General features: G+C 42.8%; 20 protein-coding genes, 3 tRNA genes and 2 pseudogenes. 4 read left to right on the top strand and 21 right to left on the bottom strand.

Annotation, left to right across the window (positions count from 1 at the left end):
- The 6 genes from FKX85_RS12795 to tnpA all read right to left on the bottom strand — a co-directional run bounded on the left by FKX85_RS12795 (position 1) and on the right by tnpA (position 5,716).
- Positions 1–693 (bottom strand): response regulator transcription factor, encoded by a 693-nt coding sequence (locus tag FKX85_RS12795; RefSeq protein WP_141615098.1) that lies wholly within the window; start codon positions 691–693, stop codon positions 1–3.
- A gap of 153 nt (positions 694–846) precedes the next feature.
- Positions 847–1,566 carry an IS21-like element helper ATPase IstB gene (gene istB / locus FKX85_RS12790; RefSeq protein ID WP_141615097.1) on the bottom strand — a complete coding sequence of 240 codons (720 nt, stop codon included), beginning with the start codon at positions 1,564–1,566 and terminating at the stop codon, positions 847–849.
- A 12-nt stretch (positions 1,567–1,578) separates the two neighbouring features.
- Positions 1,579–3,138 carry an IS21 family transposase gene (istA, locus tag FKX85_RS12785; RefSeq protein ID WP_229239616.1) on the bottom strand — a complete coding sequence of 520 codons (1,560 nt, stop codon included), beginning with the start codon at positions 3,136–3,138 and terminating at the stop codon, positions 1,579–1,581.
- A 230-nt stretch (positions 3,139–3,368) separates the two neighbouring features.
- Positions 3,369–4,919: an IS66 family transposase gene (tnpC, locus tag FKX85_RS12780; protein WP_141614247.1), complete on the bottom strand. Its 1,551-nt coding sequence runs from the start codon at positions 4,917–4,919 to the stop codon at positions 3,369–3,371.
- Positions 4,920–5,087: 168 nt separating this feature from the next.
- Positions 5,088–5,429: an IS66 family insertion sequence element accessory protein TnpB gene (tnpB, locus tag FKX85_RS12775; RefSeq protein ID WP_141613661.1), complete on the bottom strand. Its 342-nt coding sequence runs from the start codon at positions 5,427–5,429 to the stop codon at positions 5,088–5,090.
- A complete protein-coding gene (gene tnpA, locus FKX85_RS12770; RefSeq protein ID WP_141615095.1) occupies positions 5,429–5,716 on the bottom strand; it encodes an IS66 family insertion sequence element accessory protein TnpA in 288 nt (95 codons plus the stop codon). The genes tnpB and tnpA overlap by 1 nt, the downstream gene beginning before the upstream one ends.
- 942 nt (positions 5,717–6,658) lie before the next feature.
- Here tnpA and FKX85_RS21960 point away from each other — a divergent pair.
- A pseudogene (locus tag FKX85_RS21960) lies at positions 6,659–6,907 on the top strand (IS91 family transposase); the annotation flags it as partial.
- A gap of 290 nt (positions 6,908–7,197) precedes the next feature.
- Here FKX85_RS21960 and FKX85_RS12765 read toward each other — a convergent pair.
- The 15 genes and pseudogenes from FKX85_RS12765 to FKX85_RS12690 all read right to left on the bottom strand — a co-directional run bounded on the left by FKX85_RS12765 (position 7,198) and on the right by FKX85_RS12690 (position 23,647).
- Entirely contained in the window at positions 7,198–7,980 is a 783-nt protein-coding gene (locus FKX85_RS12765) for an aminoglycoside 6-adenylyltransferase (RefSeq protein ID WP_141615094.1), read from the bottom strand.
- A 62-nt stretch (positions 7,981–8,042) separates the two neighbouring features.
- A complete protein-coding gene (locus tag FKX85_RS12760) occupies positions 8,043–8,516 on the bottom strand; it encodes a hypothetical protein (RefSeq protein WP_141615093.1) in 474 nt (157 codons plus the stop codon).
- Between the two features lie 365 nt (positions 8,517–8,881).
- Positions 8,882–9,418 carry a ClbS/DfsB family four-helix bundle protein gene (locus tag FKX85_RS12755; protein WP_141615092.1) on the bottom strand — a complete coding sequence of 179 codons (537 nt, stop codon included), beginning with the start codon at positions 9,416–9,418 and terminating at the stop codon, positions 8,882–8,884.
- 204 nt (positions 9,419–9,622) lie between these two features.
- Positions 9,623–11,077 carry a hypothetical protein gene (locus tag FKX85_RS12750; RefSeq protein ID WP_141615091.1) on the bottom strand — a complete coding sequence of 485 codons (1,455 nt, stop codon included), beginning with the start codon at positions 11,075–11,077 and terminating at the stop codon, positions 9,623–9,625.
- Between the two features lie 373 nt (positions 11,078–11,450).
- Positions 11,451–12,176 (bottom strand): hypothetical protein, encoded by a 726-nt coding sequence (locus tag FKX85_RS12745; RefSeq protein WP_141615090.1) that lies wholly within the window; start codon positions 12,174–12,176, stop codon positions 11,451–11,453.
- 68 nt (positions 12,177–12,244) lie between these two features.
- Positions 12,245–12,442: pseudogene (locus tag FKX85_RS12740) on the bottom strand (tyrosine-type recombinase/integrase); the annotation flags it as partial.
- A 311-nt stretch (positions 12,443–12,753) separates the two neighbouring features.
- Positions 12,754–12,828 (bottom strand) — tRNA-Val (locus FKX85_RS12735).
- A 106-nt stretch (positions 12,829–12,934) separates the two neighbouring features.
- Positions 12,935–13,750 carry a glycoside hydrolase family 16 protein gene (locus tag FKX85_RS12730; protein ID WP_141615088.1) on the bottom strand — a complete coding sequence of 272 codons (816 nt, stop codon included), beginning with the start codon at positions 13,748–13,750 and terminating at the stop codon, positions 12,935–12,937.
- A gap of 300 nt (positions 13,751–14,050) precedes the next feature.
- Positions 14,051–15,010, bottom strand: a complete 960-nt coding sequence (locus tag FKX85_RS12725) for a BT_3987 domain-containing protein (protein WP_141615087.1) — start codon at positions 15,008–15,010, stop codon at positions 14,051–14,053.
- A 103-nt stretch (positions 15,011–15,113) separates the two neighbouring features.
- The gene (locus FKX85_RS12720) at positions 15,114–16,946 is read right to left on the bottom strand and encodes a RagB/SusD family nutrient uptake outer membrane protein (protein ID WP_141615086.1); all 1,833 of its coding nucleotides are present in this window, start codon (positions 16,944–16,946) and stop codon (positions 15,114–15,116) included.
- Between the two features lie 17 nt (positions 16,947–16,963).
- A complete protein-coding gene (locus FKX85_RS12715; protein WP_210416854.1) occupies positions 16,964–20,329 on the bottom strand; it encodes a TonB-dependent receptor in 3,366 nt (1,121 codons plus the stop codon).
- 241 nt (positions 20,330–20,570) lie between these two features.
- Positions 20,571–21,710 carry a FecR domain-containing protein gene (locus tag FKX85_RS12710; RefSeq protein ID WP_141615084.1) on the bottom strand — a complete coding sequence of 380 codons (1,140 nt, stop codon included), beginning with the start codon at positions 21,708–21,710 and terminating at the stop codon, positions 20,571–20,573.
- Positions 21,711–21,812: 102 nt separating this feature from the next.
- Positions 21,813–22,361 carry an RNA polymerase sigma-70 factor gene (locus FKX85_RS12705; RefSeq protein ID WP_141615083.1) on the bottom strand — a complete coding sequence of 183 codons (549 nt, stop codon included), beginning with the start codon at positions 22,359–22,361 and terminating at the stop codon, positions 21,813–21,815.
- Between the two features lie 1,104 nt (positions 22,362–23,465).
- Positions 23,466–23,540 (bottom strand) — tRNA-Val (locus FKX85_RS12695).
- Positions 23,541–23,573: 33 nt separating this feature from the next.
- A tRNA-Ile gene (locus tag FKX85_RS12690) sits at positions 23,574–23,647 on the bottom strand.
- Between the two features lie 135 nt (positions 23,648–23,782).
- On the opposite strand from FKX85_RS12690, the gene FKX85_RS12685 reads away from it, so the two are divergent.
- The 3 genes from FKX85_RS12685 (at position 23,783) to FKX85_RS12675 (ending at position 26,769) form a co-directional block, all read left to right on the top strand.
- Positions 23,783–24,415 carry an HAD family hydrolase gene (locus tag FKX85_RS12685; protein WP_141615082.1) on the top strand — a complete coding sequence of 211 codons (633 nt, stop codon included), beginning with the start codon at positions 23,783–23,785 and terminating at the stop codon, positions 24,413–24,415.
- Positions 24,405–25,511: a site-2 protease family protein gene (locus FKX85_RS12680; protein ID WP_141615081.1), complete on the top strand. Its 1,107-nt coding sequence runs from the start codon at positions 24,405–24,407 to the stop codon at positions 25,509–25,511. Before FKX85_RS12685 ends, FKX85_RS12680 begins: the two co-directional genes overlap by 11 nt.
- A 229-nt stretch (positions 25,512–25,740) precedes the next feature.
- A complete protein-coding gene (locus FKX85_RS12675) occupies positions 25,741–26,769 on the top strand; it encodes a hypothetical protein (protein WP_141615080.1) in 1,029 nt (342 codons plus the stop codon).
- Positions 26,770–26,775: the final 6 nt, after the last annotated feature.

Here is a 26,775-nt window from a genome sequence, read left to right as displayed (position 1 = left end):
TCAGTCTTTATAGTAATAACCAAAGCCTACCTTCGTCCTAATTGATTGTTTACCAAAGGGTTTGTCCAGTTTATTTCGCAGGAAATTAATATATACTTCGATGGTATTGGTAGAGGAAGAAATATCCAAAGTAGTCCCCCATATTTTCTGAACAAGTTCCTTTTTGGAAACAAGATTCCCATTGGCCTCCAGTAAAGCTTCCAAGATTTGGAATTCCCTCGGGGTCAAATCAATCTTTTGCCCCATTTGCTCCACCTCCTTACTTGTCCTGTTGAGTTTAAGCGCTCCTACTGTAATTATAGGATCATTGGGTGCTCGATCCAACTGGTGTTGCCCCCTTTTGAGAAGAACTTGAACCTTCATCAAAAGTTCCTTCATAAAAAATGGCTTGGTCAGGTAATCATCTGCCCCGGCTTCGTAACCGATCACTTTGTCCTCCAGTTCGCTAAAGGCCGTAAGCATGAGGACTGGAGTATGTTGATTGCGTTTTCTAAAATATCTACAAAGCTCAAACCCATTCCATCCCGGTAGGTTAATGTCCATAATCACCCCATGAAACAGCTCTCTTTCCAGCAACTTGGCTGCCAGTAACCCATCGTACACCACCATCGGTTCAATCCCCTCTGCCCGCAAAGAATCTGCTATGTTTCGACTTAAGTCCACATCATCTTCGACAATCAATATTTTTTTCATCTAAAAAGGTAAATCAAAAATTTGTAATGCTCCAAAGTTACCATTTAATGGCTTCATCATACATGGATATTCTGGATGATACTGACCCCTCTCCGGGGATATTGACCCCTCTAAAAGTTGGTTTGGTCCTGTGAATCCAATGGTATGACAATTTTACATTTTTTTTCTTAGACTTTCACCTTTAAGTTCGATTCTGTATGATGAGTGTACCAATCTGTCAAGAATGGCGTCGGCTATCGTTTCTTCACCGATCACCTCATACCAGCTGGATATGGGCAACTGGCTTGCGATGATGGTGGATTTCTTCCCGTGCCGGTCCTCAATGAGCTCCATAAAGTCCATCTGATGCTGTTTTTCCAGATGTGTGAGCCCAAAATCATCCATGATGAGCAGGTCGGCTTTTGCCAACTTGTCAAAGAACTTGATAGCGGTGCCTTCCAGCCTTACCATCTTGGTTTTGAGCATCAATTTCTGGGTATTAAAATAGGCGGCCTTGAACCCTTGGATACAGGCCTGGTGTCCCAGTGCGGATGCCAGGTAACTTTTACCACAGCCGGTGGCCCCTGTTATCAACACCGATTCCCCTTTGGTGATGTAGTCTCCGGTGGACAGGGATGCCAACACCATATCATCCAACCCCCTGGTTTTATCAAGCTTGAGTTCTTCCAGGGAGGCCTTATACCTGAATCCGGCATTGGACTCCAGCCTTCTGAACCTCCTGTTGTCCCTTTCCTGCTCCTCGGCCTGGAGCATCATCTCAAGGCCTTCTGTCAACGTGAGGTTTTGGGTTTTGCGGGTTTCCTTCAGGGCTGTCCATGTTTTGGACATGCCGTGCAGTTTAAGCCTGGTCATTTGTGCTTCGATCTGGTTCATATTCATTAGGTGTTAAAATTGGAGTTTCTGTTGGTCGTAATATTCCTTGCCCCGGACATTGTCGTGTTTGGGCAGGGCTTTTTGTGTAGTATCAGGCTGTTCATGGGCCATGTTGTTTTCAAGGATATTCCTGATAAACCCATAAGAATAGACCTGGTGGTCCATGGCTATTTTGCAGGCCCTGTCAAAGGTGTCCGGGTCGGACTTCCTGCTCAGGGCCAGCAGCCCGTCACAGGTCCTGTAAAGCTGCTCGGGATACCGGTTCTGCTCAAACAGCAGGGACACATACCGGTAAAGGACCTCCGATTTTTTACGGGCAAGCTCCCTGTAGTATTCAGGGCTCCTGTCCCTGTAATGCCTGTGCTGGGAACACAGATGGTCTTCAACGGTAGAATAGCCGCCCTTGGTGCTTCTGGCATGGACGGCTACCTTTTTGCCTTCATGGTAGACATAGAACATGGACCTGGTGTAGACTACCTTCACTTTCTTGCCAATAAGGGTATACGGGACACTGTAATATTGCTTGTCCCTTGCCAGGTAAACATGGTTGTTTTTTGCCACGGTCAGCAGGGCATGGTAGCGTAGCTCAAACCGGTCCTCGGGAAGTTTTCCCAACAGGTTTTTTTCATCGGCCAAAAACTTTTCTTCCCGGCAGTAGGGCCTGCGCTGCATCCGTGTCTGGTTATGGGCCCTGATCCGGATTTTAATGGCCTGGTTGAGCGCATAAAGATCAAAGAACTGCATGTTCCTCAGCTTGGCATATGCCCTGGAGTAGAGCATGTTGACCTGGTTCTCGACCAGGGCCTTGTCCTGGGGCTTTCGGGCCCTTGCAGGCAGGACGGCCGTACCGTAATGGTTGGCAAAGTCTTCCAGTGCCCGGTTGATATCCGGTTCGTACTTGTCGGCCTTGTCCACTGCCGACTTCAGGTTGTCGGGGACCAGCAGGGAAGGGACCCCGCCCAAATGTTCCAGGCAGCAGGCCAGGGCATGGAGAAAATCGGCTATACGCTGGCTGGGCACGGCCATGGCAAAAGCATAGTCCGAACAGGGCAGGCAGGCCACAAAAAACTGGCAGGAAATGACCTCTCCAGTTTCCCGGTCTATGTAGTCAATCGTCTTGCCGGCAAAATCAATATAAAGCTTTTCCCCGGGCGGATGGTCAAGTACCATGGTTGGTTTTGACCGGGCAAGGTCATGCTGGTCAAGGTGGTGGCAGAACTGTGAGTAGCTGTAACCATCCGGATGGGACTGTCTGTATTCCTCCCACAAAAGTGCCCTGGTAACCCCGGTACGCTTCAGCTCTTTACGAAAATATTCAAGACGCATTTTAAAATGATCGTACCGGGGATCCTTATAGGAAGGGTTGCCAGGATGGAAACGGGAATGGATCTCCGGCTCTTCAAGGGCGAGCAGATCATCTATGGTTAGGCTCGTACCTGTCTGCCCCAGCAGCTTTTCCAGCTTGACCAGGTAGGCTTTTACGGTATTCTTGCTCATGCCAAGCATTCGGGCAATGGTCTTGATCCCTTTGCCCTGCTTGTTGAGAATGATCAATTGTTTTATCTGACTCATTGGTTTTGGTTTTCCTGCCATTGGATCACGGTTAGTGGTATATAAATCATCCGCTAAAAAACCAAAACCAGCATTATGAGGGGGCAATATGTTCCGGAATCTGACAACAGAGGGGTCAATATGCTCCGGAATTATTGCTGAAATATTACTTTAGGGGGTCAGCATCCGCCGGAATGGCAGTTGAAAACAGCCGCTTAAGCCACTTTTCAACCTCCGGTGTAACCGCCCTATTAACCCCGTGTTGTGTGGTTGAAGTTTTGTGGGTATAAGTCCCGGATGTTTTTATGGTTGATGGTCATGATATTTCTCAGCGCATGTTCGAGCCACTGCTGGGGATTCACGTCATGTAGCTTGCATATCCCAAAGAAGGAATAGATCATGGCCGCCCTTTGGGCCGCTTTATGGGAACCGGCAAACAGGTAGTTCTTCCGGCCGACCACCATGGATCTGATTTCTCGCTCTACGGGGTTGTTGTCGATCTCCAGTTCCCCGTCATACAGGTAGTTGGACAGCTCGGCCCATCTGTTTGCCGAGTAGAACAGGGCTTTTCTCAGCTCGCTTTTGGGCAGGGCCTTGGGCAGCTGCTTCTTGATCCATTCGGACATTTTGTTGATCACCGGCAATGCCTCATCCAAACGGAGCTTTTTACGGTCTTCGGCAGATAGGTTCAGCTTCTTGGCCTTTCTTTCCACATCGTAGAGCTTGCCGATAAAGCCCAGGGCTTCGGAAGCCAGCTTTTTGTTCTCCACCAAGGCCTCAAAGTACTTCCGCCTGGCATGCGCCCAGCAGGCCAGGTGGGTGACCTCCTTATTGTCGGCGTAGTGTTCATATACGGCATACCCGTCACTTTGCAGGTAGCCCTTAAAATTTTCCAGGATGGCACTGGGGGCTTCCTTTCCCCGGGTAGGCCGGTAATCGAACAGTACGGTTTTTTCCAGGGGATTATGGTACACCCAATAGTAGCCTGTATGGCAGGCGCCCTTCTTGTCGCCGTCCAATACCCGTATGGTACTCTCGTCCACCATAAGATAGCCCATGGCCTTGGTGTCGGCCACCAGGCAATCGTACAGGGGCTCGAGTTTTTCCAGGCCCTGTTTCACCCATCCCTCAAGTGTGGTGGGCGCTATGGGGATCTTTTCCCGTTTGAACCGCTGCGCCTGCCGGTACAGCGGCATATGTTCCAGGTATTTCCTTGTAAGGATGTCGGTGAGCAGTCCGTAACCCGGGATGCCCTTCGGGATGGCCCTTTCCGGTAACAGGCCGATCTTTACCCCGGCACTGCTGTACTTGTCTTTTGGTGCATATTTGTAACGGATATACCTTCTGCGGATATATTGGGCAGGGATATAGTCCAACTCTTCGGTCACTTCTTTGCCGATACACTCCATGCCGGTAAGATCGCCTTCCGGATGGATCTCGATCTCTTCTGTAGGGAGATGGTCGGGCAAGGGTTGTCTGCCCGTATGGGTGGGGCGTTTCCTGCGGATGTATTCCACCTTGCGGGAGAACTCCTCCTGCTGTTGCCGCTCCTGCTCTTGGGTAGGCTCAAAGGGCAGGTCCATCTGGTCTTTGTTCCCCTCGAAGCGCTCCCGCTTCTGGGCAAAGGACATGCGCTTGAACTTCTCGATCATCGCCAACAGCTGCTTCTCATAAGCTTCTTTCTCGGCCAGGATACGTTCCTTCTCGGCTATCACCCGCTCACGGTCGGCCACCTGTTGCTCCCTTTGCTCCAAAAGGGCAAGCAGTTCGGCTTTGGTCAACTGATCGAGTGGCTTTGACATGCCCGAAAATAAAGCCTCCCGCTTATAAAACCATGAACTTTTTTTCCACATCCCCTGTGGAAAAAGCCCTCAAGGGATGGTTTCGGCCATTTCACTTCAAAAAACACCTGATGGAGCGAATAGGAGCGCATACGGCTCCAAAAAGCTGAACACCGGTCAGTAAAAAAATCAACCGGGGGTGTAGCGGGGACGCTGCCGGTAGCCGTCCACCTGGATGCCCTCGACCATCAGCACCAGTTCGGGCCATTCCAACACGCCGTCGTCCCGCTCCTCCGGGAGCAGGAAAGTGCCTTTTTCCAGGCGTTTATAATAGACCACGAAACCGCCCTTCTCCCAGTGCAGGAGTTTGATCAGGTTGCGGTTGCGGTTGACAAAGACGAACACCTCCCCGGAAACCGGGTCCCGGTCCAGTTCATTGATGACCATCCCGTAAAGCCCATTAAATCCTTTGCGCATGTCCACCGGGCTGCGGTACAGGAAATATTGGTGCTGGGAGCCCAGTGAAAACATCAGTAGAGTTTGATCAGGTTCGACAACAGCGATAGGTCCCCGCCAGGCACCCGCAGCTTTACCCCGTTCGGATAGACCACTTCCACTGTCTCTGCTGGAAGGCTGCTGCCCTGGGTACGGACAGGCATAAAGCCGGTCGCTCCCCGGGACTGTTCATCCCTCAGCTTCCGGTACCAATAATTGAATTTGTGGAAGCCGATCCCTTTTTGCTCACTGAAGGATTTCTGTGTCAAACCGCTGCTCTTGTATTCTTCGACTAGGGAGGACATTTCTTCTTGTAGGTTCATATCTTCTTGTTTTTCCACAAAGCTAGGTGGTCAAAACTCACTATGAAACATGTACTTTATAAGGTGGTTACCCTCCGGTTCATTCCCGGATCATGGGGTCAACATGCTCCGGAATATCCAATCATACATTTGGAAAATTAATAGTTGAAAACGAGAAAAAATCCTAAAGGGTTTCTAGACCATAAGCGTTTGATATGCCAATTAGTATTTCAATAAAGAGATTATCATTGCGGACCACACATCGGTTGGAAAGAAAAACAGTATGAAATAATATGAGTATCCTTAATCTTACACGTAGAAAGAATTGGAGCTCAAGCGGAAAAGTTGGGGGATTAGGGTTGGTTTCGATTGCACCCAGATGATGCAGATTAATAAGATTTACGCTGATTTTTTATAATAAACGCGATTTAAAATACCGTCATAGCGAGGAAGTATAGCCTGTCCCGAGCTATCGGGAACGTGGCAATCCCGTATTAAGAAAACGAGATTGCTTCACTCCGTTGCTCTGCATTCGCAATGTCGGATTTATACTGATTTTATAATCTACACATTACTATTGCTACATTAAAGAGAAATATGCTTACCAAAACCACCTGGAAATCTCTCATCTTCCAGAAATATTGTTTGGCCCTCAAAATGTGCTAAAAAGGAGGCAAGCGAAAAAGTTGAGGGCATGAATCCCTTTATTTTAAAAGGATTTCTTTTTTGTTTTTTTGCCACAAAGATTCTAAGACCCAAAGCTGTTTGTTTTCCATGAAATTTGGAATCCGCCTACAAAAAACTTCGTGGCGACATACCAAATGAATATAAATCTTCTCCAGCCCCCAGAAATATTGATTGATCCCGGATCAGCATCCGGAAAATCTTGCACACACGGTTTGTACATATGGCTTGTGGCGGTTTCGAAGCACTTTTCTGTCCGCCACCACCAAAGTTTATTAAATTCCCAAGGGGCTGGTCCGGATCCGGCACTTTGGGATACTGTCCAGTTCTGCCAAACAGGTAACCATACCCCTGGTACACCAAGTGCTTGGCGCGGCACAGTTGCCTGTGGATCCCAGAGCCCTGGCACAATACAACCCACGGTACTGCCCATACTGCCAAAAAGAAACCATGGTAAGCATTCAGCGCCTGCCTAAGCGGGGACCTCCAAGGACAGCATTTTCCGCTCTTCTCCCGTCCAAAAATTAATCCCTGACTTTATCTGGCCGGGAAAGGTATGCCCATACTGCAAAATGGTCCCTCCAAAACAGGTCCGGAATCGCAGAAAATCATACCTGAAACAGATTTATTAAAACACAATTCAATCCGGCCCATAACTTTTTGCCTGGAAAGGACCGCCAGGCACCCACAAAATCCAGCCCCAATCCCCATAAGCATTTCACCGGTTCCCCGAAATAGTCGGGGCAGGCAGTGCAACAGCGTTTTCATGCTTGGCTTTACAAGCCGCACGAAAACTTAGTTGTTATTGGCTGCCTTTTTTATTTCCTGTTCTCAATACTATCAAAATAAGTCATCACTTTATTCTCTGTGGTCTTTTGTAAATTCACCTTTTCCTCAAACAGTTCTATTCTCAGTTGTCTGTATAATGATACTGCGCTTCTTAGACTGTTTAATAATGATTGTCGTTCGTATGCTGGAATTGTGAGTTTTAGTTTAGCTAAATCTTCACTTTCTAAGTCTATTTCTACCTTCCTAACTCCACGAGGTAAATTGCCATTTTTGATATGAAGCAAAGGTCCAAATACAACCATTCGGAAAAATCCCATAAAATCGTATGCTTCAAGGTATTCTCCACGTCCAATTTTTAATAACACATAATGTGTCCAAGTCCAAAAACGGTCTTCAATCCATTGATAATCGGGATATGGAAACTTTGCTTGTGAATTACTAATTGCTTTTTCGAGTTGTCCGTTTTTGTCAATTAGTAGCGTTGGTGTTTCAATGCGTGTGTGAAACTCGTCAAGAGTTACGAATTTTATGTCAACGTGTAATAGCGGATTGTCATAAAGACAAATTAAAAGTCTTGGTTCTCCAACGTGATCTCCCGTAAATCCTGATAGAAAATTCCCCAATCTTTTTGCATAGTCAAGCATTAGATTTTTGTCGTTAGAAATCTTTTGCTTTGTAACAAGAATAAGGTCAAGGTCAGAAAACTCATCTATTTCATTTGTCAACCACGAACCTGCAACAGCCAAACCGATTACATTATCGTCTGGCTCTAAAATTGTCTTGGCTTTGTCAGCGAATTCTCGTTGTATCATTTTGTTAGTTACTGCCTGTCTTTAAGGTAGCCTATAACGGGTTGTATAAGAATAGTGGGGTTTTAAGACCACAATCTTTTCAGTTTAGACCAAAGTTTATTTTTATTACTGTTCCTCGTTTTGGCAGAGTTTCCGCCATTATTTTTATACGTTGTTCTACGCTGTTTTTCCTCGTTTTGAATTAAATCGGTAGCCTTTTTAATTCCACAACCAATTATAAATATTCTTGTTCGATAGTCATTCAATCCGCCATAAGGTATGCTGTCAGTCCAATACTCAATTTCACGATTTTTCAGTTCAGACAATATCTTTTCAACTCCGAAACTTTCTTTATACATTCCAATAAAATTCCGATTTGCGTGCTCGTCAGATTTTATCTTTTTTAATGCATATTCAACTGCATCTTTTTCAGTAGCAAAATGATCAAGAATCCTTTTTTCTCCACGTTCAGTATAATTCCATTGATAAAGTCCGCCATTATTCTCCAGAATATAACCTTCATAAATGAAATTACCATTTATGCTATAACTGTTCATAGAATAACAGTTGTCTTTCAACCATTTCTCCAATTCGATTATCGTTTGTATTTCAGTTTCTGTTTTCAAATTGCGTAGAATGGGCGGGCGGCTAAGTGCCGTATTGTGAAAAGATACATAGTATCTTGAAATAATATGGCATTTAGCCGCATGTTGTCGTTTTGTAGCGACCGTAGGGAGTGCAGAAACGGCGACATGCGGCGGATCCGACCGTCCATTGTCAGTTTATGCCGACCGGAGGGAGGTATAAACTGACAACGGTCTAGGCTATGAGTAGTTGCGTGGGTTAGCACTTAACTTTGCAAGTACACATCGAACTGAAAATCCGCGAGGATTTTCAGAAGTAGACGATAACAAGCAATTACTTATAGCCATTGTTGTGCGTTCGTATTTTTTTCTTCATTCAGCTTTTTCCATTTTCTCACCCTACTTCTTGCGTTTTTATACGGTGAAGAAGTGTTTAATTGTACCATTTTTCCCATAGTCCACTTTTCGTACCACGGCTTTTCGTACAAATCGACATTTTTAGTACTTTTTATCACATTCAAAATTTCGTTGACAACTTTATCCAATTTGTCCAAAAGTGATTTATAGTCAAGTTTTTCGTAGTCCAAATAAAATTTCTGGGCAAGTTTCCCCAATTCATTCCATTTATAACCTGTTTCTGGAAAATCAACATTTTCGTTTTTGTTCTTTTTCCGATTCCATTTTAAGACAAGTTCTCCCCAACCAATCAAATAGGCAACCAAATCCGAAACGCTCATTTCAGTCCCTTTTGCGTGCCCTTCGAGTTCCTTTTCCTTGGTCAATTCCGATGGAATAGTTTCTAAGTCCTTTTTTAACTTGGAATAGTTCTTTTCTATTTCAGAAATCAATTCTTGTCTATTTGTCGGAACTGCCATTTATTAGTCTCTGTTTTATATGACGCCCATTGTCAGTTTATGCCGACCGGAGGGAGGTATAACCTGACAACGGTCTCGGCTATGAGTAGTTGCGTGGTTTGGCACTTAACTTTGCAAGTACACACCAAGCTGAAAATCCGCGAGGATTTTCAGAAGTAGGCGAGAACAAGCAATTACTTATAGCCATTGTTGGCAACAGTTTTTTTAAATTTCTTTAATATAATATTCTCTCAAAATTTCAGTAAACTTTTTTGATTTTATTTCCTTTGATTTTTCAATCATTTCATCAAGGTCGAAAAAGTCAATTTTATATTTACTAGTGTTTTCCTTTCTTTTGGTTAAAAATGTAATTGCTTCGTCATTAAAACCACCTGTTGACCAAAATTCAAACACTAACTCTTTGTCAGATATTGAAGGTTGGTCAAGAACCCACTTTCTTATTACTGGAACTTTTTCGGTTAACCAAGTTTTTACTTCTTCCAAACCTACTTTTTGGTTATATCCTTTACATTCAGAAATAATAATTTTGTCAGATTGTAAGCCAAATACATCTATTTCTCTTTGTAAGCCTTCGTGGTTTATTAGTTTGCCGATGTCAATTGATTTACAAACTCTCCCTTGGTAATAACCTACAGCTAATTCAAATAAGTCGCCACGTAAGTTATTAGTTTTGCCATCTACCAACTTGTTTAGCTTGCTAATTAAGTCTAAATAGGCCTCTGGATTTTTTTTAAGTATTGCACCAGCATTAGTGACTAAAGAAATTAAAGAATTAAGTAAGTCCTTATATTTATCTCCGAATAATTCATTTACAAAGCCAACGACAACACCTTGAGCTTTTAAATTGTTAAGTGCTTTGGTGTCGACTGATTCAACAATTAAAAAAGGTATGAATTTGGCTAAATTCTTTTGAAACTTTAATGCCTTGATTTTGTTTAGAAAAAACTCAACTTGATTCTCATTTACTGTGTTTCCAATAAGTATATCTGCAACAACAAAAGCAGGAATAATATTTTTTCCATTTATTTTTGGTAATGAACCTATGTAAGAAGGTGAAACAAAATTAAATTGGTATTTACCAAATTCGCTATGAAATTTAGAGCTGTTGTAAGAGACTAATCCAATTTTTCTTGACCAATCATTAAATTGAATTAATAAAAAGTTTTTGGCTACTTCAATTCCCTTTGCTCTATTATGGTTTGGGTTATTATCTGTAACTAAACTTGAGACCGTTACAAACTCATCATCTACTTGAATTAAATTTAGTCGCTTTAATTTTTCCAATGCTGTTCCAAAAGTAATATGCCCTTTTAAGTCTAAAACTGGATTTACAGAATAAGAAGGTAATTGATTGAGTTTAATTTGTCCATAATGAAAGTCTAATGATTGTAAAATTATATGGTATTGTTTTCCAGCTTTTTTTAATGCTCTGGATAGACCAGAATAATAATCTTCAGTACCATAATCTTCTTTATCGTGAAACAAAATTTGTCCGTCAGCGAATAAACCTTTTATACGATAAACATCTTTACTTATTCTCGAAAGTCGTTTTCGGGCAGCTTCTTTTGAAATGCTAGGTTCTTTTATAGCAAGGGATTCGAGCAATTCACTTGATAGAATAGGTCCTTTTTCTTTAATGAGTTTTTCTAAATATGTCACGGCACACTATTTATACAAGTTTAAACTAACACAGACGCACGTAATTTTTTTTCAAATTGTTGCCAACGGGCGGGCGGCTAAGTGCCGTATTGTGAAAAGATACATAGTATCTTGAAATAATATGGCATTTAGCCGCATGTTGTCGTTTTGTAGCGACCGTAGGGAGTGCAGAAACGGCGACATGCGGCGGAGCCGCCCGCCCATTGTCAGTTTATGTCGACCGGAGGGAGGTATAAACTGACAATGGTTAGTATATGAAAAGTAGGCGGTTAGGAAGCACCAAACTTTCGGTTAAGCAAGAACTTTGATACGAGTCAAAAGCCTTGATTTTACTGCTGTTTCGCCTATTTTTTATATACATTGTTAGGCTTTGTTATTTTATTCTTACTATAAATTTCATAAATGAACTTGCCATTTCAATGATGATTTCTACTTCATTTTCATTTACATTGTCATTATGCTTTACATAAGTGTTTTGATACTTAGAAAAGTAGTCAATTAGTTTCAGAAACATATTATTCAATTCCTTAGAACCGTTTCGTTCATTGATGAATTTGCCCAATTCCGCAATTTGATTTTCCAACGATTTACCATTTTCGAGAATAGTTTTTAGCAAAGTTTCCAATGAAAGTCTCAAGTCGTCCAATAAATTTCTTTGATGGATTCCATTTGAGTGCTTTTCTAAACAGTCATTGTAAAGTTTTAAAACTTCAGGATATTCAGAGAGCCAATGCTGTGTCTCTTCAACCAAAGATTCATTAATCTCTTCTTTTGCATTTCCTTCTCCTAATGCTCCATATCGTGAGATTAATTTTATTCTTAAATCTTTTACACCTGCGTTATTTTCAAAATGAGGAAGTTCAGATAGTTCTTTTATGATTTTAAATTGTTGTTCTGAACTAAAGGCTTTTAAATTTTCTCGAAGTGCGGTTCTTTTATTGGGCAAATCTGCTGGAAATGGATATTCTGGATAAGGAATCTCGATGTCAAAGTCAATCGCATATGCAGCACTGTATTCGGCAATTCGACTTCCTGTTAATCCGTCTTGTGTTTCGGCAAGTGTGTCAGCTGCATAATTTATAAATGTTGTTGGAATCATTTAGTTGTTCTTTTTTTTAATAAAGCCTAACGTCTTAATATACTCTATTGGAGTATATACGCCATTGGTTATTTGTTTTTTAAATAGTTAATATCCAGTTGATTATCATTTGTCAGTTGGTCAAAAGGACTTTTGATGTTTTGCAAATTTTTGGTGGACACGTGCGTGTATATCGCCGTTGTGTTGGGACTGTGATGCCCCAGCAATTGTTGAATATAACGTAAATCCGTCCCCCTGTCCAATAAATGGGTGGCAAATGAATGCCTTGGAAACGCCATGGCCACGGCGTAGTGAGTGTGTGGTTGCATATTGAGTAGTAGCGTTATTTTTTAAAAAATGGCTATCGCCAAATCAAATATAGTAATTTTCGCCAATTTCAAAAATACAGGGAGGTTTGGATCATTGATTACCGATAGGAATTATAGCAAAATCCGGGATGTATTAAATTTATTTGGGATGATAATGGTCTCCAAAAATCCCCGTTATCTTTTGTAAAATCAGGTAATTCGTTAATAGTAGGCCGTTCACTCTGCTGGGATATGTCACGATGGACTGTTCTACCAAATCAATTTTGTTGTGGGAAATACGGGGCTCAAACCAGTGACCCCTACCTTGTCGAGGTAGTGCTCTAAACCAACTGAGCAAATTACCCCTGAAAATAAAAACCCCGGCTTCCTGGGGTTTATGGCCGACATAAACTTTTCTCGAATCGGTATTATAATTCACTGACTTAAGCCGATTTATCCCAAATAGAAGTTTCACTCAATTTTTTTCCATACTTTTACATAGTCAATGGTCATTTCATAAGGAAAATCTTCTGTTGAGGTAACTAAACCAGGCCAGAAATTCGTCCCAGACTGCCCCTTATCGGCACAAGCATGATTAAGGATAATATAAAAATCAGTTTCAAAAGGCCACATTTCGGCATTGTCTCCACCTTTTTCATGGGTCATCGTTTTTACTCCGTTCACATAAAATTCAATCTTATCAGGTGATTTTATAATTCCGTAGGTATTATAATCCTGTGCATTCACCGACGTTGTCTTTTCTGGTGTGGGACTTAACTTTACCCCCTCTGATTTTGATTGGTGAATTACCTGATAGACTTTTGTTTCACGATTCAAGTGTTCCATGACATCGATCTCTCCTGCACCCGGCCAACCGGAATAAACCGGGTTTTGGGGCAACATCCAAATGGCCGGCCAGGCCCCTTGCCCCATTCTGCTGAATTTTGCACTAACCTCAAGCTTACCATAGGTAAAACTGAACTTATTTTTTGTTTGGATAGCACCTGTTTCGGGTAAATCTGTCTCCTCATTCCACCTGGTTCTAATGTGAAGTTTACCTTCTTTGACTTCCGCAAGGCTTCTATCTTCCGGTACCACGTACATATTCCAAGCTGAAGACCATGGCTGTGTCTGGTAACTGGTCCAATAATCTTCATTATATTCAGTGTCGTTGAATTCATCTTGAAAGATGAGTTCCCACTCCTGTTCATTTAATAGCCCCTCCTCAAAACTCGAGATATCCGGGTTACAGCCTAGAAGTGAAAAAAGGAAGAACAGTACACCCATATTAATTCCGTATATTCATAACTCCCATAAAATATCAATTTTAAGTTAACAATAACGTTTATTCAAAATATCATTTTGAATAAACAAAAAATTACAAAACATAACATTTCGCTCATAAGAAGATGTAGACAGAAAAGTGTTTTACTGCCTCCTACAATTAAAGACAACTGATTGAATTATCACTCTTCCATCAGACAAATATACTTTTGACTTTTATCTTCTGATATTTTAGAAAAGAGACTGTCCCATAAGCCAATTGCCATAGGACAGTCTCTTGATCCATTTTGACGCTTAAATTTCTTAAAGCGCCAAAACTTCTACCTCTGCCAGGGAAAGCGGTTCAGTCCTTCCTTCCAACTGGACCCTTATATACCTTCCGGTCCTGTCAACTGGTATTTCAGTCACTTCACCGGCTGGGCCTTCGAAAAAGTAGTCGAATACTCCTTCCTGAGCCATGGTCTCTGACAAGACAGTCGATTCAAATGGTACATCGGAAACAAATACGTGAAAATCGCTCAACCTCGTCGAAGGGCCACCGTCCATTCGATTATACAGTTTAATCGTGGTAATCAAGGGTGAAATTTCTTCCAAGTCCACTTCCCACCAATCTTGATCACGAGTACCGGTATGAGTGATGGATCCATTAGCCCAAAAACCATTGGTATTACCATCTACAGCCCGTGAGCTGATACCTCCATGTGCGGTACTCTTTTGGGAAGTAGGTTTGCCAACGGCTATATTTGGTGGCGGTCCTCCTTGGATATTATAATATTTGATATTCATGGATTTGTTCATTTGTATGTTTCCTCCTTCCACTGACATTATTTCCAGCGGAAGCATATAAGATGTGGCGAACAACAATGACTCGGAATTGATATTGAGCTCAATGGGTGACGAGGCCATTTTCCCTTTCTCGATCACAGGACTTTTGGTGCTGAACTGAATATATTCCTCCGGTATTTCCAAATAATCAGTACCATGCTTTTCGTTATAGGCTTTCACCAAGCTATTATTCTGCGCTATGGTCACCTTAACATCCTCATCAGCAATCTGGTACAGTGCGACAGCTAAGTCGACTTTAGCGAAATTACCCTTCCCAAGGATAATTTCTTTTTTCTCTACAATAGACGGAGAAGTGGGGGTCATGTATACCCCATTGAGTTCAGGCCTTTGCTCTTCTTCATTTCCACAACCTGAACCCAACACCACCAGCAGTCCGAGCAATCCTGCATATATTCTATTTAATTTTCGTTTATTCATCTCTTTATTATTTTTAGTTATTGGATAATGAAACCGACATGTTTAATCCGCATCAGGCGGATTAAAACCGCAATATGCATTAGAACATCTATTGCGGGGTTTCTTACCAGCCTGGATTTTGCACGAGTTTTTCACTCTTTTGAATCTCATTAAGGGGAATCGGGTGCAAATACATATTTTTATCCCAATGCCGTTTCTCATATGCCGTCCTTGTATAGAAATTTTCTTCTATTTCTGCATACATGTCCATTCCATGAGAAGGGCCACCCTGCATGGAGCCAGGGGATTCGGCGATCATCCACCTTCTTACATCAAAATACCGCTGCCCTTCTGTACAGAGCTCCACGCGCATTTCCCGTCTTACGGCAGCTCGCTGAGCCTCCTGGTCGCCCGCAATTTCCGGTTTGATATCGGCCAATAAAGGAATACCTGCCCTTTCCCGGACTTTGTCTATATACTCAATGATCCGGGGATCCGAAGGATTCACTTCATTCAGCACCTCTGCATACAGTAGGTAGAATTCGGCTAGTCTGAAGATAAACGAAGGCCTGTATTCCGATTTTGGATTATTCCCTTCAGCATGGATTGAACGGCTGGCTCTTTTATACAACAAGTATCCTGTAAGTGAATGATGTGAAGTAAAGTCATTTGCAGATCCTTTATGGAATTTTATGACATTATTGCTGATATGCCATTTCCTTCCCTGGTAAAACACCGTCTGATAAAACCTCGGTTCCCTGTTGATCCACATCCTATAGGTTCCGGGCGTTGCCTGGCCACTCATATCCTCTCCGGGTGCTGAGAATCCAGTCTCGCTATACAATGGCGATTCTTCGATGCTCAGTCCATCCACCATAAAGAAATCATCCACTAATTCCTGCGTCACACCATTACTCGTAAAAGCCCCCCCTTCGGATCTGGGAGTCACCCGGTTCTCAAAATCTTTATAGTAATCAACTGATCCGTACCCTTGATTTGGAGTGGCCCAGATCACCTCATCATTATACTTCATGAAAAGATTATAAAGAGAGCTATGCGGATCATATTCGCCATTACTGTCATATTCCTTGTACAGTCTATAATAACCTGATTCGGCAAAGTCTATAAATTCCTGTATGGCATCCAATGCCCTGTTCCATTTATCTGGATCCCGGTCGGGAAACAGTCTTTTCCCATCTTCAGGATTGGTCAGATCTAGTGCTTCATCATACCCCCCGTTATACAAAGGACTGGCTGCATAGACCAAAATCTTGGCCTTTACCGCCAAAGCGACCCCCTTGGTGGGCAGGGAAAGAAAATTTTCGTTTGTTTCTCTATCACTCAGCAGGTCGTCAACTTCCGACATTTCACTGACCACATAGTCTACTACCTCGTCCACGGAATTCCTGGCAAAATCCAAGTCTGGAGACAAAGGATCTACCGAAGCATCCATAATGGGAATGGGGCCATATAGCTCAAAAAGCAAATAATGGTAATATGCTCTCAGGAAACGAGCCTGCGCCATCATTTCTGCCATTTCCTGCTTATTGATAAAATCCGCCTGCCCACTTTTGGGAATGACCACGGCATTTTCCATAAACAGATTCGCCTGCCTGATTAGCTTGTACAACTCATGCCATCTATGGTTTGGCATATTCTCCGCACTAAATCCGTTAACGGTGCCATTATACAAAGACCCAAAACTAAACTTTAGCTCATCCGTCCACCCTGGCCAAGGATTATCAAGACCATCGGTCTCGACAATCATCCTGGAGCTTATGGGTATCCCGGAAAATATATTTCTGTGGAATTTTCTACTGTTCTCTGGGCTGCTGAAGACCTCTTCCATGGTCAGCTCTCCCGCAAGTTCATCAGATACATCCAGGTAATCCGGGTTACATGAACATACAATCAGGGAAAGTACCAATAATGCTCTTGTAATATTTTTATATGCCATTATCATAATTCCGTTTTTTAAAGTGTGAATTCAAGTCCAAAGGTGAATGCTCTCGGCACCGGATAGTTCAGCCCAGCGTTTTGATCGCCTATTTCGGGATCCCACATCTTTATATCATCCCATACATAGATATTGTTGCCCATGAGGTACACCCTACCAGTAGTCACCCCGATCTTGTTAAGCAGGCTTTTCTTAAACTGGTAACCAAGCTCCACATTTTTCAGTCTCACAAAAGCACCACTCCTCTGCCACCAAGTACTCGGTTGATTGTTATGCCAATAGGCAGAAGGGTGCATCCGTGGGAACATGACATCCTGGGACGGATTTTCCACTGTCCACCTGTCCAAGGCCTCTTTCCTTACGTTGGACTCATCTACTCCCCACGTGAATGGGAAAAAGCCTTCATTGTTGTCTGCACCCAATATGGTAGTTGCACGTGCTGCTCCCTGCACAAACACGTTGATATAAAAATTCTGATATTCCACATTGAATCCCGCCCCATAGATGATTTCGGGCACTTCAGGGTAGCCACTTCCGCGTTTCTTGTCAAGGTTGTCAAATCTCCCGTCACCGTTTAAATCCATGAATTTGATATCCCCTGGCATCAAATTGGAGCTCCATGCTGATGTGGCCAGTCCTTCTTTTAAGGTATAAACAGCCTCGCCGCCTTCCATCGTCACATCAAAGTCATCTTCGGTATATAGCCGCTCGGCAATAGGCAGTCTGTTTGTTCTCAAACTGGTTCCGGTAATGTTCATCCAGGGATGAGGCTGCTCCACTTCATCGTATTCGAGTATCTTGTTTTTGGCAAAGGTGAAATTCGCACGGATGCCTACCCTAACTTCTCCAAAATACTCCCGGGCCTGCAAGCTGGCATCGATTCCTTTATTGGAGACTTTTCCGTAATTCTGCCAAGGTGCCTCCCTGAATCCTACAGCTCCTCCAACGGTCCTTCGCTGGAGAAGAATATTATACCGAAAATTGTCAAAGTAATCTGCCTGAAATGTAATGCGGTCTTCAAACAGCCCCAAATCTATTCCTACATTCCGTTTTTCTTCGATCTCCCAGCTCAGTCCAGGTGCCTCAAACCGACCCTCTACAAAACCACCCAGGTTATTCAGCGCACCAGTTCCGCCAATCCCCAAAGGGTATCCAGCTCCACCGGTAAATGTCCCTCTGTATAAAAATCGATCACCACCCGTATTATCATTTCCTGTCCTTCCGATCGATGCTCTTATTTTAAGTCCGGAGACGATATCCCTCATCCCTGTAAAAAAAGGTTCATTTTCCACAATCCAGGCAACCCCTACCGCTGGAAAAAAACCATAGCGGTAACCTTTAGCGAAGGTCTCACTTCCGGTAATCCCAAAATTGGCCTCTATAGAGTACCTTTTATCAAATATGTAGGTTCCTCTCCCGATGTAGGCCTGCTTTCTGTAGGCCAGGGCTTGGTTATGTACTTGCCGTTCTTTTTGATAATACAAGAACATACCGCCCACAGCATGTTTTTCGTTGAAATTACGGCTATAGTTCAGGGACGTCTCCAGGTAGATATTCTTACTGCCGAGGTTGCTCTCGTACGGGTCTGCAAAGGGCTCTTCGTTGATGAGCTGCTCAAAGGTCAGGTCACCGTTGATATCCCTTCCCGTCGCCCTGTACTGTGCCGGTACTTTAGCCCTTCGTGAAATGAATTTCGACTCTGAATCGTAACTGACCACTCCCCTGATCTTCAGTCCCTTGGTGATAATATCCAGCTTTTGCTCCAGGGTAACCCTCGACTGAAGACTACTCCTCCACTCATTTTCATAACCGGATTCCATTAGCAGATTGTAGGGGTTTACCCTGTTGGAAGACGGAGTGGGATGGGAGGCTAATGTGCCATCGCTGTAGATCATCGGAACCAGGTGGGGGGAAGAAATCGTTATCCGCTTTAGCAGCTCGGTAACCCCACTTCCATTACTTATTGCTAACTTATATCCGGGATAGTGTGTTTCAAGGTACTGCCCGCTCAGGTCCACCGTCAGTAAAGTACTAGGGGTTACATCAATATCCACATTGCTCCGCAGGTTGTACCGCTTTAGGCCGACATTGTTGTCGTAATCGGCCAGGGGATTGGACTTAAAAATACCGCTTTCCGAAAAATAGGCTCCGGAGACAAAATACCTGGCCTTTTCTCCTCCACCCCTGAAATTCAAGGTGTGTCGGGTATTGTTCGTGGTCTTCCTCAACAAATCCATCCAATTTGAATTCGGATAGAGGTCGGGGTCCTGTCCGGAAGCGTACCGGGCGATAAGTTCATCACTGTAGTCAGGCTGCTGCCCTTCATTCGTCAAGCCCTCATTGTATAATCTCATAACGTCCACCGAACCCAAAAACTCGGGCAAACGGGTAGGTTGCAGCACACTGTATTCCCCACGGTAAGTGATCTGTGTCTTTTGGTTCTTGCCACGTTTGGACGTGATGATCACTACGCCGTTGGCACCCTCTGCACCATAAATCGCGGTGGCCGCAGCATCCTTTAACAGTGTAAAGGTTTCTATCTCATCCGGCTCTATATCGTTCATGTCTCTGGGAATGCCATCGACCAGTACCAAAGGACTGGTTCCACCGGCAAATGAACTGATCCCCCTGATCCAAAACTCGGAATTGTCATAGCCCGGTTCCCCGGAGCGCTGTACAGCTATAAGCCCCGGAACCTGTCCCGCAAGGTTATTGGACAAACTCCTTGTCGGAAACCTGAGCTCTTCTCCTTTAATTGTACTGACCGAACTGACAAGGCTTTCCTTCTTCTGGGTACCAAAACCCACGACCACTACTTCCTCCAGCGCTTCAGAATCCTCCTCCATGATGATTTCATAATAGTCATTATTGGTGACATCCACTTCCTGTGCCACATAGCCCACAAAGGTCACCCGGAGGCTGGGCTGGCTGGTAATCAGCTCTATACTGAACTTACCGTCAATACCAGTAGCAACCCCATTGGTGGTTCCCACTTCCAACACATTGGCTCCGGGTATGGTCACTCCATTGGCATCCTTGACCACCCCAGTTACGGTTCTGGCAATGTCCTTTTTGGTCCGGACATCCTCATCTGCCAGAACGATCGTTACGGTCTCCCCCCTCCGGCGATAGTCAAGATTTCTCCCTTTCAGCAGGTGGGTCAAAAAAGTATCGATATCCGCATTGGTGACTTCGATATTTACATTTTCGGCAGCATTGAATACCTTTTCGTTAAAAAGAAAACTGTAACCGCTCTGCATTGTGGCTTTTTCAAGCACCGTTTTTATGGGGGTGTTTTTCTCATTTAACGTAATCTGTTGTGCATCGGTAAATCCGAAGACACTAAACTGGATCACAGTCAAGAAAAAGAAGAGGAGCTTCATAATCCGGGACAATTTTAATAGCATCCCCCTCCTCCTTTGTATAAGAGAGGGTAGGTTATGGTATAATAAATTCATATTTTTACATTGTTTAAGGTGACGTATATAGACTTGTTTACTGGACAGCGTACCTTGACCAGGCCAGGAGTGTTCGAGCACTTCTGGCCGTTTTTGGCTTCGCCACAGCATTAGGAGGTGTCATTTGCCATTGCTTTATTTTATTTTTAGGTTAAACATCCATTAATCAGTTTTTTATGATCTCCAGGTTATCTCCTGATCGTATAAGACTTACACCACTGACATCTTCCATGATCAACAGCATTTCATCAACAGGGGTCTTCCTGCTGACCTTGCCAGAGACGGTAATTTCCCTAAACCCGTCGCCTACTGGGTGCATTAGTTTCAGTCCGTACCAGCGGCATACTTCCTTCAGTGCCTGGCCAAAATCACTTTTATCAAACAAAAAATATCCGTTTTTCCAGGCAACTGCCATTTCCGAATCATGTAAGGGCAGTTTTTTCAGGGAACCACCTTCGGTCTGTGCCCCTTCACCGGGTGCGAGCATGATGTTTCCTTGGTCGGTTTCCATTTCCACACGGCCATTGAGCAGGGTTGTCACGGTTTTTCCTTCATAGGACTTTACGTTAAATGAAGTGCCCAGTACTTCCATGGATGCCTGCCCGGTCCTGACAATAAAAGGCCGGTCTGGATCGTGATTTACGTCAAAATAGGCTTCCCCTTCAAGGCTGACCTCCCTCGTTCCGGATCCAAAAACAGCCGGATAGGTCAGTTTGGAGCGGGCATTGATCCAAGCAATGGTACCATCAGCCAAGGTGATTTTGACAGTCCGCATTCCCGGAACCTGAATCGTATGATTGGCCTGTTGATCAAACGGTTTATCGGACCAGTAAACCAGCGAATCCCTGTAGCCTTCCAGCCCAGCCCCTTCCTGTAAGGTCATCTCTACAGCCTTTTCCCCCAATAAAACCTGACTTCCATCGGCCACTGTCAGGACTACCTGGTTTTTTAATTCCTGGTCTGTACCAGAGGCATCCGGTAAAGTGTCTTTCGACAAATAGGAGAACAGGATGGCGAAAATTAAAAAGGGCAGTAAAAAAAATGCGGCGTATTTATATATTTCTTTGCTCTTCCACCATGGCACATGCCGGCTTTTTCTGATTTGTTCCCAAATCTTGTCGGCATCAAAACGCTGCATAAAATCAAGTTCCTCCCGTATCTTATCTATATCATTATACCGATCCAGTAAGCCGGCATACTTTTTTTTCTTCAAAAGTCGTCTTAACTCATCTTCCTCGTCTTTGGTGAGATTTTTTTCCAGGAATTTGAATATTAATTCCGATATCTTAAAAACTTCATTGTCCATTCTTAGGTAATTTTACCGTTTCATATACCTAAGAAACATTCAACTGAAAAGTGGGTGAAAAAGAATTTAAAAAAAATTAAAATATTTTTTTAACGTACGATTCTATTGCCCTCCCAATAGTAGCAATAACAAAATTGCCTGATTGCCCATTTTTTGTTTTAACAGCATTAATCCCCGTTTTTTTTGTGTCTTTACCGTATTAACAGAGACATTCAGTACTTCAGCTACCTGGTTGTTTTTTAACCCTTCCAGATACCCTAAACGGATGACCATTTTACAGCCATGGGGCAAGGTATTAATGGCTTCATGTAATTTGCCCATAACCTCTGCATGGATGATATTTTCCAGCCCTAGCGGTGAGGTGATGGTATTTCCTTTAAGGTATTTCTTGTGTTCTTCCTGTATTTTCTTATTTCTAAATTTATTCAAACAAGCATTTTTTACTGCGGTGTACAGAAAAGATTTAACAGCATATTGGTCATCACAGACCACGCTTGATTTTTCCAAATAAACCCGAAAAGCATCTTGTACGATATCTTCCGCGTCCTGGGGATCCTTTAAAAAACTATGGGCATAAGCACACAATCGGGCATAATATTTCTTAAATATCTGTTCCTCCTTTCTCCCTTTTTTTATATCCACGATATTCATATCCTCGCCGTTAATCTAAGCTTTATTCTAATTTTGGTCTCTTTATAATTTACCATACACGAAAGGACCTTACATATAACTTAAAGAAAAAAAACAACAAACCAGCACAAAAGCAAAAATAACATTATAAAAAGAGAATATTTATGAAAAATAAAACAATAAAATAGAATAATATCAATAATTTAATTGGTTTTTAAGCTGTAAAACAACTTGAATATTATTCACCCTTCCTGATGGGACATCACTGATTTTAACTTCACCATAGGTATTTTTTAGTTAATTTATAGTGTTAATATTGGCCAATACGACGCAATTAACCTTAAAATCATAACTTCTACTTTTATGTGTAATAATCAATAACTTGGCAAATGACTGGAGGAAAACCAGTATAGGGTACAGGCTGGAAAGTCCCATGGTGAAGAATTCATCAGCAAGGTTTTACAACAGCTTTGCTCCCATTGTCCGGTCAAGTTCAAATTCAAGGTAAAAAGCAGCTTGGACATTAAAAAGCACGGTCTTACCGTGGAAAAAAAGTGGCTTTCGGTACCACGGGCCAATGACAGAATTGTGCTTACCTCTTACATAAAATATAAGGAAAGGAACGAACTTATGAACATTCTTAGGGTCAAATGAAAAAGTTGGGGGATTAGGGTTAGTTCCGATAACATGCAGATAGCGCAGATCAATAAGATTTGCGCTGTTTTTTTATGCTGGAGCACGTATTCCCATTGCTAGATTAAAGAGAAATATGCTTACCAAAACCACCTAGAAATCTCTCATCACCAGAAATATCGCTTCCGTAGCGATGCTCTCTGCCGTGCAGGGAAGTGAGGTGGCGGTGAAGGCAAGCATTCGGATCATGAATTCTGGACAGACTGCTAAACTCTTCCCATAGAATAGACCTCAATGGGGAGTTTTTGAGAAAGGGAACCTTGAAAAACGAATAAAAAATGACCTACTTTAAATGCTCTTTCTTAGTGGTACGCTTTGACCGAAATAACCATAAGGACTGTCTTCTGTGAAAATCTGGTAATCCGTTATCGTAGCCCGTTCACTCTGCTGGGAGATGTCACGATGGACTGTTCTCCCCATTCATTATTGTTGTGGGAAATACTGGGCTCGAACCAGTGACCCCTACCTTGTCGAGGTAGTGCTCTAAACCAACTGAGCTAATTTCCCCTGAAAATAAAAACCCCGGCTTCCCGGGGTTTGTGGGCCCACCTGGGCTCGAACCAGGGACCCCTTGATTATGAGTCAAGTGCTCTAACCAGCTGAGCTATAGGCCCGTAAAAGCAACTCATCTATTCGGATTTTCCTTCAAAAATCCCTGTTTAATGCCTCAAAGAAGCTTCAAACAATTTTCCTTGCTTTTGGGACTGCAATGTTACATATTTGATTCCAAAACAACAACATTTACCCTTATGAAAATAGATAAAAACGTCGATTTTTTTGTATTTGACCTTGGTGGTGTCATCATTGATTTGGACATCCCCTTTACCGTCAACCAATTAGGAAAGTTACTGAATACGAATAACAACACTCCTCCGATGGACTTCATGGCACACCCTGTCCATCATGCTTTTGAGAAGGGTGAGATAAGCGATGTTATCTTTAGGAATGAAATCAGAAAGACTTTTAGGAAAGAGTGGTCTGACCAGGAAATAGATGATATCTGGAACGGTATGCTTATCAGCATCCCGCAACAGAAGATCAAACTCCTCAAGGAACTCAGAAAAACACATCCTGTATTTATGCTCTCCAATACCAACAGCATCCATTTCAAAAAAGTAGAGGAGATCCTACTGGCAGATACTGGTGAGAAAGGCTTTTCAGGGCTTTTTGATCACCTGTTTTTAAGCCACGAAATGGGCTGTCGAAAACCAGATGCCATTATTTATGAAAAAGTATTGGAAAAAATAGGCTTGCCTGCAGAAAAAGGCGTATTTTTCGATGATACGGCCCCTAACTTGGTAGGCGCTGAAAAGGTAGGGCTACGCACGGTCCATATCAATCACCCAAATGCGTTAATGGATTACTTTAGGGATGTACACTAAAAAAGAGTACTTACGACATACCTTATTATTCGTCCTGACCTTCATTTGCACTACATTGGCAGGTGGGGAATGGCTCTTTGGTAGAAGCGTTATTTCCAGTGAAATGCCGCTGACCTGGGAGTACTTTGTCCAATCCATGGCCTTCTCGATTCCATTTATCGGCATTCTGCTTATCCATGAGCTTGGACACCTGTTTACCTCCATCAGACATAATGTAAAGGCCTCATTGCCTTATTTTATACCTTTCTGGTTTGGTTTTATAGGAGCACCATCCATTGGTACGATGGGTGCCGTCATTAGAATGAAAGCTTTCGTCAATAGTAGACGGAAGTTTTTTGACATTGGGGTGGCTGGTCCCCTGGCAGGATTTGTGGTGGCACTAGCAGTATTGTTTTATGGCTTTACCCACCTTCCTGAGGCCGATTATATTTATGAAATCCATCCTGAGTATTTGGATCCTGATTACTCTCATGACCAAGAAGGTGTTTTGAATATCGAACTTGGCCAAAACCTCCTTTTTTATGGCATGGAAAAAGCCCTCGCTGATCCGGACAAAATGCCCAATATGAAGGAAGTCATTCATTATCCCTATTTATTTGCAGGCTATCTTGCCTTGTTCTTTACTGCCCTAAACCTCCTTCCCATTGGTCAGCTGGATGGCGGGCATATTATTTTCGGCCTATTCCCAAAGCACCATAAGCAGATCTCACACGTGTTTTATATCGCCTTTATTTTCTTTGCAGGATTGGGAGTAGTAAATCCTCACCTGGATCCCACCTACCTGCTCATCGCAATACCGGTATATATCGGCTTTATATATATCTGCTTTCAAAAATCGGCATTCAAAACACAAACAAAATTGGCCATCGCTGTCACCATTGTCACCGTTCAATATACATTATTAAACTTTTTTCCTGATCTGAAAGGATACGAAGGATGGTTATTGTACGCTTTCATTTTGGGCAGGGTCTTGGGACTGGAGCATCCTCCTGTACAAGATGGCACCCGGCTGAATAAAGGCAGAAAAATCCTTGCTTGGCTGGCGATCATTATTTTCCTGATTTGCTTTACACCAAAACCATTTATGATCTCCTAAAAAAACTCGATTACTTTTTACGTACAATACAAAACATAAATTCACTTATTCATTACTTTTAAGCATCATTCCACATCTATAATCAATTTTATTCATAATTTTATATTATTGATATTCTGATTTATGTAGTTTATCACTAGAAGATATTTTTAACATCGATTGCGATGATAATGGGAAGCCTCATCAGTTTTTCATGAATTGCCATCGTTTAACTTAACAACTATAGGTTATGAAAACACCTGTTTTTGGAACAATTTTCACTGATTGGTTAGCATCAAAACTTGCCAATGACACTGAAGTTTTTTCACCTTCAGAAACTTCGGATTTGCTTTATGATCTCCCTGGTGGCTTGGAGACGGCAACAAAGGCTAAGATTCTTAAAAACAAGGCCGAAAGGCTACTGCGAAGCATACCAAAAAAAAATCATCATGAGCCATATGCCATTGAAGTTTCAACGGTACACTTAGAACTAGACCGCTACCTCAGCGCCCAGTCAGGTAAGCAAAGCTTCTACATCAAATCCCTGGCTCCCTCTTCTGCCCGTCTACTTCCAACAAAAGATTTTCTGATGGAGCTCCATAAAAAAGTAATGGAAGCAGACAGCCAACTGAACAAACTTGAAATCACCATTTTAATATTAAAAAAATCAGGGTTTAAAGCATTTGACCCGAAATGGCTCGATCTTTCGACACCTATAAAACGAAGCCTACAGCAAGAGGGCCACTCCCCTTCCCACTTACGAAATGTAACGCAACTTTCCTTGAAATTCGATGCGCCGGACAAGGCTTATTCAAACAGACTGAAAGGCATAGACGCTCTGAAAGAGCTTTCCATTTTGGAAATTGTGGGGGAAATAGCGTGTGAAAATGAATTCAATGAACTTGCCTCGCTGCCACACCTGAGGATACTGAAAATTGGAAAAGGCCCAAAATGTATGTGGCCGAATGAGGATTTATTTATCAAGAAATTTCCGAAGCTCAGCCAACTTACCATCAAGCATGCCAAGCGGTTTGAGGACTACCAAGTGGCATTCCGATTGGAAACGCTGGAAGAGCTTACCCTTATGGATTTTGCTCCACAAAACCTAAAAGACATCATCACCATCAGAAGCTTGGAACAACTCCGGAAGATCAATATTCATTTTTCCACTGATTTTGATTTATCCAGCTGTGCTAATCCACTGATCAGAAACCTTATTAAACATTACCAAAAATACACTTCCGTAAAACTATACCCTGCAGAATTACCAAATCACTAGTATTCC

It is taken from the genome of Echinicola soli, assembly GCF_006575665.1.
Lineage (GTDB): Bacteria > Bacteroidota > Bacteroidia > Cytophagales > Cyclobacteriaceae > Echinicola > Echinicola soli.
The sequence above is the reverse complement of the archived record's forward strand: the minus strand, read 5'-3'. Positions and strand labels throughout refer to the sequence as shown.